The 8,762-nt window shown below is 70.8% G+C and carries 7 protein-coding genes and 4 tRNA genes; 6 read left to right on the top strand and 5 right to left on the bottom strand.

Features of this window, described 5'->3' with window-relative positions; all coding sequences use genetic code 11:
- Positions 1 to 175 precede the first annotated feature (175 nt).
- Positions 176 to 1,684, top strand: a complete 1,509-nt coding sequence (gene der, locus ACTIR_RS0108955; RefSeq protein ID WP_026454005.1) for a ribosome biogenesis GTPase Der — start codon at positions 176 to 178, stop codon at positions 1,682 to 1,684.
- Between the two features lie 160 nt (positions 1,685 to 1,844).
- A complete protein-coding gene (locus ACTIR_RS0108950; RefSeq protein ID WP_026454004.1) occupies positions 1,845 to 2,762 on the top strand; it encodes a proteasome assembly chaperone family protein in 918 nt (305 codons plus the stop codon).
- Positions 2,763 to 2,888: 126 nt separating this feature from the next.
- On the opposite strand, the gene ACTIR_RS0108945 is transcribed toward ACTIR_RS0108950, so the two are convergent.
- The 4 genes from ACTIR_RS0108945 to ACTIR_RS0108930 form a co-directional block, all read right to left on the bottom strand.
- Positions 2,889 to 2,960 (bottom strand) — tRNA-Val (locus ACTIR_RS0108945).
- 1 nt (position 2,961) lies between these two features.
- Positions 2,962 to 3,033, bottom strand: a tRNA-Cys gene (locus ACTIR_RS0108940).
- A 55-nt stretch (positions 3,034 to 3,088) separates the two neighbouring features.
- Positions 3,089 to 3,161: transfer RNA gene (locus ACTIR_RS0108935), tRNA-Gly, on the bottom strand.
- 142 nt (positions 3,162 to 3,303) lie between these two features.
- Entirely contained in the window at positions 3,304 to 3,729 is a 426-nt protein-coding gene (locus ACTIR_RS0108930; RefSeq protein ID WP_007023962.1) for an SsgA family sporulation/cell division regulator, read from the bottom strand.
- Between the two features lie 366 nt (positions 3,730 to 4,095).
- Between ACTIR_RS0108930 and ACTIR_RS0108925 the strand changes: the two genes are divergently transcribed.
- The 3 genes from ACTIR_RS0108925 (at position 4,096) to ACTIR_RS0108915 (ending at position 7,412) form a co-directional block, all read left to right on the top strand.
- Positions 4,096 to 4,170: transfer RNA gene (locus ACTIR_RS0108925), tRNA-Val, on the top strand.
- A 625-nt stretch (positions 4,171 to 4,795) separates the two neighbouring features.
- On the top strand, positions 4,796 to 6,841 hold the full coding sequence (thrS, locus tag ACTIR_RS0108920) for a threonine--tRNA ligase (RefSeq protein ID WP_026454003.1): 2,046 nt from the start codon (positions 4,796 to 4,798) through the stop codon (positions 6,839 to 6,841).
- Positions 6,831 to 7,412 carry an HIT family protein gene (locus ACTIR_RS0108915; RefSeq protein ID WP_026454002.1) on the top strand — a complete coding sequence of 194 codons (582 nt, stop codon included), beginning with the start codon at positions 6,831 to 6,833 and terminating at the stop codon, positions 7,410 to 7,412. Before thrS ends, ACTIR_RS0108915 begins: the two co-directional genes overlap by 11 nt.
- A gap of 54 nt (positions 7,413 to 7,466) precedes the next feature.
- Here the strand turns inward: ACTIR_RS0108915 and ACTIR_RS0108910 are convergent, their stop codons facing one another.
- Entirely contained in the window at positions 7,467 to 8,015 is a 549-nt protein-coding gene (locus ACTIR_RS0108910) for a YceI family protein (protein ID WP_026454001.1), read from the bottom strand.
- Positions 8,016 to 8,197: 182 nt separating this feature from the next.
- Between ACTIR_RS0108910 and ACTIR_RS22460 the strand changes: the two genes are divergently transcribed.
- Positions 8,198 to 8,762 (top strand): MarR family winged helix-turn-helix transcriptional regulator (locus ACTIR_RS22460; protein ID WP_233345863.1); only part of this gene is annotated, 565 nt, incomplete at its 3' end.

Raw genomic sequence — 8,762 nt, 5'->3', positions numbered from 1 at the left:
GCCCGCCGGGCACCCGCTTCCGCTGGCGTCCCCGGGTGACCGTGCGCGTGGGCGAACCCTTCGCCCCCGACGTCGGGCCGGGCCGGGCCGGGCTCGCCGAGGCGACCGAACACATCCGCACCGCACTCGCCACGCTGGTGGCCGAACTCGATCGAGACAGGGAACGGGGACACCCATGACACAGGAGGACGGCACGGTCGAGGTGCCGGACGGCACCTGGTCCGACGAGTCGGAGTTCCTCCGGCTCGACGCCGAGGCCGCACAGGACCCGGCCGACGAGGAGGCGTCCGACGGCTCGGCCGCGGCGCCCGCCCAGCCGGTGGTGGCCGTCGTGGGCAGGCCGAACGTCGGCAAGTCGACGCTGGTCAACCGCATCCTCGCCCGCCGGGAGGCGGTCGTGCAGGACACCCCGGGTGTCACCCGCGACCGGGTCGCCTACGACGCCACCTGGAGCGGGCGCCGGTTCACCCTGGTGGACACCGGGGGCTGGGAGCCGGACGCCGCCGGGATGCGGTCCGCGGTGGCGGCCCAGGCCGAGCTGGCGATGTCCACCGCCGACGTCGTGCTGCTCGTGGTGGACGCCACGGTGGGCGCGACGGCGACCGACGAGGCGGTGGCGAAGGTGCTGCGCCGCGCCGACCGGCCCGTCCTGCTGGCCGCGAACAAGGTCGACGACGAGCGCCTCTACGCGGACGTGGCGTCGCTGTGGTCGCTGGGGCTGGGACAGCCGCACCCGGTGAGCGCCCTGCACGGCCGCAGTTCCGGTGACCTGCTCGACGAGATCGTGGGCGCCCTGCCGAACGCGCCGCGGGAGCGGGACGGCGCGGGGCGCGGCCCACGCCGGGTGGCGCTGGTCGGCAAGCCCAACGTCGGCAAGTCCAGCCTGCTGAACCAGATCACCGGCGAGGACCGTGCGGTGGTGGACACCGTGGCCGGCACCACGGTGGACCCGGTGGACTCGCTGGTGGAACTGGACGGGCAGACGTGGCGCTTCGTCGACACCGCCGGCCTGCGCCGCCGGGTGCAGACGGCCCACGGCACCGAGTACTACGCCTCGCTGCGGACGAGGACCGCGATCGACGCGGCCGAGGTGGCGATCGTGCTGCTGGACGCGAGCGAGCCGCTGTCCGAGCAGGACCTCCGCGTGGTGAGCACGGTCGCCGAGGCGGGCCGGGCGCTGGTGCTGGCGTTCAACAAGTGGGACCTGGTCGACGACGAGCGCAGGCACCAGCTCACCCGGGAGATCGACCGGGGACTGGTGCGCGTGCCGTGGGCCGAGCGGGTCAACGTCTCGGCGCTCACCGGTCGCGCGGTGCGCAAGCTGGCGCCCGCCCTGCGCACCGCACTCGACTCGTGGGACAAGCGGGTGCCCACCGGCAGGCTGAACGGCTGGCTGTCCGACCTGGTGGCCGCGAAACCGCCGCCGGTGCGCGGCGGCAAGCAGCCGAAGGTGCTGTTCGCCACCCAGGCCGGGATCCGCCCGCCGACGCTGGTGCTGTTCACCACCGGGTTCCTGGAGGCGGGCTACCGGCGGTTCCTCGAACGCAAGTTCCGCGAGGAGTTCGGCTTCACCGGCAGCCCCGTCCGGATCAACGTCCGGGTCCGGGAGAAGAAGCCGCAGGGCGGCCGCCGGGGCGGCAAGGCCGGCCGCGGGCAGGGCGCGAAGGCGCGTAAGGGTCGCTGAGCGGGTCCACCGGGGCGTCCGGGGGCGGGAATCTTCTCCCGCGCCCGTGTCGAACGCCCCGGCGGCCCCTCCCACACCGTGTGGTGGGATGGGCCGGACGCCCACGGGTGTGACACACGGACGAGCGACCGCGATGTACGGCGAGGTCAGGAGGTACACGGTGAGGCGCGATCCCGAGCGGCTCTACGAACTGGACTCCGGTGTGGCCGTCCCGGAGGGAGCGGTGCTGCTCTACCATCTCGACGGTTTCGTCGACGCCGGTTCCGCGGGGGAGGCGCTCACCGAGCACCTGCGCGCCGAGTTCGACGACGACCGGGTCGTCGCGCGGTTCGACGTCGACCGGTTGATCGACTACCGCTCCCGCAGGCCGGTGATGACCTACTCCGCCGACCACTGGTCGGACTACGAACCCCCCGAACTGGCCGTCCGCCTGATGCACGACACCGACGGGACGCCGTTCCTGCTGCTGTCCGGCCCGGAGCCGGACCACGAGTGGGAACTGTTCACCACGGCCGTGCGGGAACTGATCGAGCGGTGGCAGGTGCGGCTGAGTGTGAACTACCACGGGATCCCGATGGGAGTCCCGCACACCCGGCCGCTGGGGATCACGGCGCACGCCACCCGCTCCGAGCTGGTCCGCGGCTACCGCGCCACGTACTCGCAGATGCAGATCCCCGGCAGCGCCGCCGCGCTGCTGGAGTACCGGCTGGGCCAGGCCGGGCACGACGCCGTGGGCTTCGCCGCCCACGTCCCGCACTACCTGGCCCAGTCCCGCTACCCGGCGGCCGCGATCACCCTGCTGGACGCGGTGTCCGAGGCGGCGGGGATCACGGTGTCCTCGGACGCGATCCGTGAGTCGGCGGTCAGCGCCGACGAGGAGGTCGAGCGGCAGGTCCGGGAGAACGAGGAGGTCGCCGACGTGGTCACCGCCCTGGAGCGGCAGTACGACGCCTTCTCCGCGGTGGAGCCGGAGGACAACCTGCTGGCCGACGTGGACGAGATGCCCACCGCCGACGAGCTCGCCAGCCAGTTCGAGCAGTTCCTTTCCGAACAGCGCCGCGACCAGGGCGAGAACTGACGCCTCGGGGCGTGCCTCCGGACCCTGCCGGGGCACGCCCCGAGGACACGCACACGCGCGGACGCGAACACCTTCCGCACGCACGAAAAACCCCCGCCCGGCGGGGCCGGGCGGGGGATCGGAGGGTGCGCGATACTGGGATCGAACCAGTGACCTCTACCGTGTCAAGGTAGCGCTCTCCCGCTGAGCTAATCGCGCGAGGCGGAGACGGGAATCGAACCCGTGTACAGGGCTTTGCAGGCCCTTGCCTGAACCACTCGGCCACTCCGCCGTGTGCGTGGATCGGGCGTGGTGCTCGATCCAACTGCGGAATGCCGCCGCAGTCGAGCGGACGACGGGATTCGAACCCGCGACCCTCACCTTGGCAAGGTGATGCGCTACCAGCTGCGCTACGTCCGCAGTCGGCGACTCCGGGTCATCCGTCCCACCCCCGTCGGGGGGTGTTCCGTGCGACCCGTCGTCGTCGTGTGTGAAGAACTGTATCGGATGGCGGTGAGGCCGTTCGCACGGGGGGTGGTCATTCCCGGGTGCGGGGCCGTGCTCAGGTCAGATCGTTCGGGATGAGCCGGGTGAGGGCGTCGTCGACGTCCACCCACAGGTGTTCGTTGCCCGGCAGGACGACGTCGTAGGTCCGGTCGAGGAAGTCGGCCAGCTCCTGGGCCGAGGCCTCGAACATGGCGTGTCCGGAGGGGGAGTTGAGCTCCACCAGGACGGACTCGGGGTCCTCGATCGACGGGCGGATCCGCACGTCGCCGTCGCCGGCCTCGCCGAGCAGGCCGTCGGCGAGCAGGTCGCGGGCGAAGACCCACTCCACCCAGCCCGCGCGGCCGGTCCGGAAGGCCGCGACGACCGCGTACGGGTCGCGGGTGTCGTAGCGGAGTTCGACCTTCACCGGAACCGGCGGGGTCCTCGGTGCCAGCAGGTCGAAGACCGCCGTGGACCGGAGCGTCACGTGATCGTTTCGCATGGTCGTTACCCTTCTGCTCCTTCCCGGCCGGCTCGCGCCGTGTCTGTCGGGTGAGACGCGTACCGACGTCGGCTCGCACGCCGTGGGGCCCAACATCACCCGCACGTGTGTGCGTGCCCGTGGTGTCGGCACCCCGGTACATCCTGCTCGGTTCGACGGGCGGACGACAGGCAAGTCGCGCGATTGTTGCAGGTGACACGCGATCGACCCGCTCAGGACCCCGGTCCGTGCCCGGTCGGTGAGCCCACCGTGAGCGCGGGCCCGGTCCGTCCGGGCTCCCCGGCTCCCGGCCGCGTCGGCCGGAAAGGGGACCCCCCTCGTGGTGCGGCCCGCGGGCTCCGCTACAGTGGTTCACACACCGCGAGGGGGCGATTAGCTCAGCGGGAGAGCGCTTCGTTCACACCGAAGAGGTCACTGGTTCGATCCCAGTATCGCCCACCACATCAAGTTCAGTTGTTGTCATCGAACAGGCCGGAGAACCACGGGTTCTCCGGCCTTTCTCGTCTCCGGTCGGCCGAGCCCGGCGGGTACCGGGGTTGTTGTGCATGTTCCCGCCGTCATGGGGTCCAACCAACCACGATGGAGAGCCATTCCCGGGGCGGGTGAACCCCGCACCGGCCGGTCCCGTCCGGACGGGAACCGTCCGGTTCCCGTCCGCGTCCGGAAACGAGGCGGGATCGCCTCGCTCCGGGGAAGACGCCGATCATTCGTCACTCGGAGTGGCCAACGCCTTCCCGGTCGTTGTCACGCTTCGTCGCCCATGCTGGGTTCCGAACGCGATGGCACCACTCTAACGAGCAGCTTGTGCCCTGCGATGTCGGTGTAACGACACACACTTTGTGACTGGCGTCACTCGGATGCATGGTCCGGGGACTGTCGACCAAGGCCCCGACCATGATCACGGTGCGGAGTCGGTGTCGGGGTCGTGCCGTCGTCGCGCCCGGGGTCCCCCGCGCCGGGCGTGCGCGTGCGGGTGTGCGACACGCGGCCCGTGGCGGGAGAGGCACCGCGGGCGATTAACATCGGAGGCGTCCCCCGAAGTCCATTCCCACGTCGAGGAGTGCCCGTGTCGTCACCGTCGTCCGCCGCAGCCCCGTCCGCTCCGCGTGTGCTGGTGCGGGCAGGCACCACGGCGGGCTCCGCGGTGCGCGAGGCGGGACTGCCCGCGAAGGGCCCGGACGCGGTCGTGGTCGTGCGGGACGCCGACGGCGCCCTGCGCGACCTCGCCTGGGCCCCGGACACCGACGTGGAGGTCGAGCCGGTCGCGGCGAACACCGAGGACGGCCGGAGCGTCATCCGGCACTCGGCCGCACACGTGCTCGCCCAGGCCGTGCAGGAGCAGTTCCCGGAGGCCAAGCTGGGGATCGGCCCCCCGGTGAAGGACGGTTTCTACTACGACTTCGCCGTGGACGAGCCGTTCACCCCGGACGATCTGCAGGCGCTGGAGAAGCGCATGAAGCGGATCGTCAAGGACTCCCAGCGGTTCTCCCGCCGTGCGGTCGACTCGGTGGCCGACGCGCGCGCCGAACTCGCCGACGAGCCGTTCAAGCTGGAACTGGTCGAGCTGAAGTCGGAGGCGGACACCGGGGCCGTGGACACGTCCGAGGTGATGGAGGTCGGCGGCGGTGAGCTGACGATCTACGACAACCTCAACCCGCGCACCGGGGAGCGGGTGTGGAGCGACCTCTGCCGGGGCCCGCACGTGCCGACCACGAAGCACATCCCGGCGTTCACCCTCACCCGGGTCGCCGCGGCCTACTGGCGCGGGGACGACAACAACCCGCAGCTGCAGCGCATCTACGGCACCGCCTGGGAATCGACCGAGGCCCAGGAGCGGTACCTGGAGATGCTCGCCGAGGCCGAGCGGCGGGACCACCGCAAGCTCGGTGCGGAACTCGACCTGTTCTCCTTCCCGGAGGAGATCGGCTCCGGCCTGCCGGTGTTCCACCCCAAGGGTGGCGTCATCCGCCGTGAGCTGGAGAGCTACTCCCGGCTCAAGCACGAGCAGCACGGCTACGAGTTCGTCAACAGCCCGCACGTGTCGAAGTCGGACCTTTTCGAGACCTCGGGGCATCTGCCGCACTACGCGGAGAACATGTTCCCGCCGATGCATCTGGACGGCACCGACTACTACGTCAAGGCGATGAACTGTCCGATGCACAACCTGATCTTCTCCGCGCGGGGGCGTTCCTACCGGGAACTGCCGTTGCGGATGTTCGAGTTCGGGTCGGTGTACCGGTACGAGAAGTCGGGCGTGGTCCACGGGCTGACCCGGGTGCGGGGGATGACCCAGGACGACTCGCACATCTACTGCACGAAGGAGCAGATGCCGGGTGAGCTGCGCTCCCTGCTCGCGTTCGTGCTGGACCTGCTGCGCGACTACGGACTCGACGACTTCTACCTGGAGCTGTCGACCAGGGACGAGTCCCCGAAGTTCATCGGCGAGCAGTGGGAATGGGACGAGGCCACCGAGACGCTGCGGGCGGCCGCCGAGGAATCGGGTCTGGAACTGGTACCGGACCCGGGCGGTGCCGCCTACTACGGGCCGAAGATCTCGGTGCAGGCGCGGGACGCGATCGGCCGCTCCTGGCAGATGTCGACCATCCAGCTCGACTTCAACCAGCCGAAGCGGTTCGGCCTGGAGTACCAGGCCGCCGACGGATCGCGGCAGCAACCCGTGATGATCCACCGTGCGCTGTTCGGCTCCATCGAGCGGTTCTTCGGCGTGCTCACCGAGCACTACGCGGGCGCGTTCCCGGCGTGGCTCTCGCCCGTGCAGGCGGTGGGCATCCCGATCGCCGACGACCACGTCGAGCACCTGAACGGGGTGGCCAAGGAGCTGCGCCGACACGGGATCCGCGTCGAGGTGGACACCGGGGACGACCGGATGCAGAAGAAGATCCGGACGCACACCACCCAGAAGGTGCCGTTCCTGTTGCTCGCGGGCGGCAAGGACGTCGAGGCGGGCGCGGTGTCGTTCCGGTTCCGCGACGGCAGCCAGATCAACGGCGTCCCCGTCGAGACCGCGGTGGCGGCGGTGGCCGACTGGGTGGCCCGTCGGGAGAACAGCTCCCCGACCGCCGAGACGGTGGGAGCGCTCGTTGGCCGCTGACGTCGACGGCGGCGGGGGCCCCGGCGGTGACGCGCCCGGGCCCGAGTACGTCGGCCAGGACGGGGTCGGGGTCACCGACCAGCTGCAACGGTTGTGGACCCCGCACCGGCTGGCCTACATCCAGGGCGAGAACAAGCCCGCGGACGAGGATTCCGGCGAGTGCCCGTTCTGCCGGCTGATCGGGATGGCCGACGACGAGGCACTGATCCTGGCGCGGGGCCGGACCGTGTACGCGGTGCTCAACCTCTACCCGTACAACCCGGGACACCTCATGGTGGTGCCCTACCGGCACGTGGCCGACTACACCGAGCTCACCGACGACGAGATGACGGAGCTGGCCGAGTACACCCGGCACGCGATGACGGTGATCCGCTCGGTGTCCGGGGCACACGGCTTCAACATCGGCATGAACCAGGGCGTGGTCGCCGGGGCCGGCATCGCCGCCCACCTGCACCAGCACGTCGTCCCGCGCTGGGGCGGGGACTCCAACTTCATGCCGGTCGTCGGCCACACGAAGGTGCTGCCGCAACTGCTCGGCGAGACCCGGCGGATGCTGGCCGAGGCCTGGTGACCCCGACCGCCGCCGGGTCCCGCCGGTCCGCGCGCGTCGGCGCGCACGCGGGACTCAGTCCTGCTTGATCGCCTCGATGTCGAGCTCGATGCGGATCTTCTCGCTGACGACGGCGGACGGGACGCCCTCGCCGACACCGAAGTCGGTGCGGTTGATCTCGGTCTGCGCCGAGACACCGAGGATCGTGCTGCCCTCGGTCATCCCGTCCCCGAAACCGCCCAGCTCGGCGGTGAGCGTGACCGGCCGGGTCACGCCCCGCAGGGTCAGCTCACCGTCGATCAGGTAGTCCTCGCCGTCGACCCGGATGCCGGTGGAGCGGAAGGACAGCGTGGGGTGGTTCTCCGCGTCGAGGAAGTCCGCGTTGCGGACGTGCTCGTCCCGCTGCTCGTTGGTGGTGTCCACGCTGGCCGTGCGCATCGTGGCGGTCACCGAGGAGTTCCGGATGTCCTCGGCGGTGACGATCTCACCCTCGAAGTCGGTGAACCGGCCGCGCACCTTCGTGACGCCGAGGTGGCGCACGACGAAACTGACGTTCGAGTGGACCGGGTCGATGGTCCAGGTGCCGGTCACGTAGCCGGGGATGTCGGTCGTGGTGGCTGTCATGGGAACAGTCCTCCGTTGGTTCGCAGGGAGATCGGGTGACCCGGAGGCTCTTTGTTGAGCTCTCAAGCACCAGTCTAACGAGGATTGTTGAGGGCTCAACTAGAGGGGGTGTCGAGAAGCCGCACGGGGGCGGACGACGAGTCGAGGCTGGTTGAGTGCTCAATCAGGGCTAGGATGGGGACATGTCCGGAACCCGCTGGCTCAGCGACGCGGAGCAGCGCGTCTGGCGTGACTTCCTGACCGCCGTCGACCTGCTCACCGCGCACCTGGAGGGGCAGCTCCAGCGGGACGCCGGGATGCCGTTCACCTACTACGAGGTCCTCGTCGCGCTGTCCGAGGCCGAGGACCACGTGCTCCGGATGAGCGAACTCGCCGAGGTCACCCGCTCGTCCCGCAGCAGGCTCTCGCACGCGGTGACCCGGATGGAGGCCCACGGGTGGGTGCGGCGCCAGGCGTGCCCGACGGACCGGCGCGGGGCCTTCGCCCACCTCACGGCGGACGGGCTGGCCGCGATCGAATCGGCGGCACCGGGACACGCACAGGCCGTGCGGGAGGGCCTGTTCGACGTGCTGAGCCCGGAACAGGTGCGCCAGCTGGGGGAGATCAGCGCCGCCGTGCGGGACCGGCTGCTGCCCGAGTGCGCCCGTGCGGAGGCGGAGGCGGACGCGGCAGCCGACGACGCCGACCGTCCCGACCCGGTCGTGCAGGGCCGGGCCGACGGGAACCGTGCCGTCGTCGCGCGCGACG

Source organism: Saccharomonospora iraqiensis subsp. iraqiensis, from assembly GCF_000430445.1.
Taxonomy (GTDB): Bacteria; Actinomycetota; Actinomycetes; order Mycobacteriales; family Pseudonocardiaceae; genus Saccharomonospora; species Saccharomonospora iraqiensis.
This window is presented reverse-complemented; position numbering and strand designations above follow the sequence as displayed.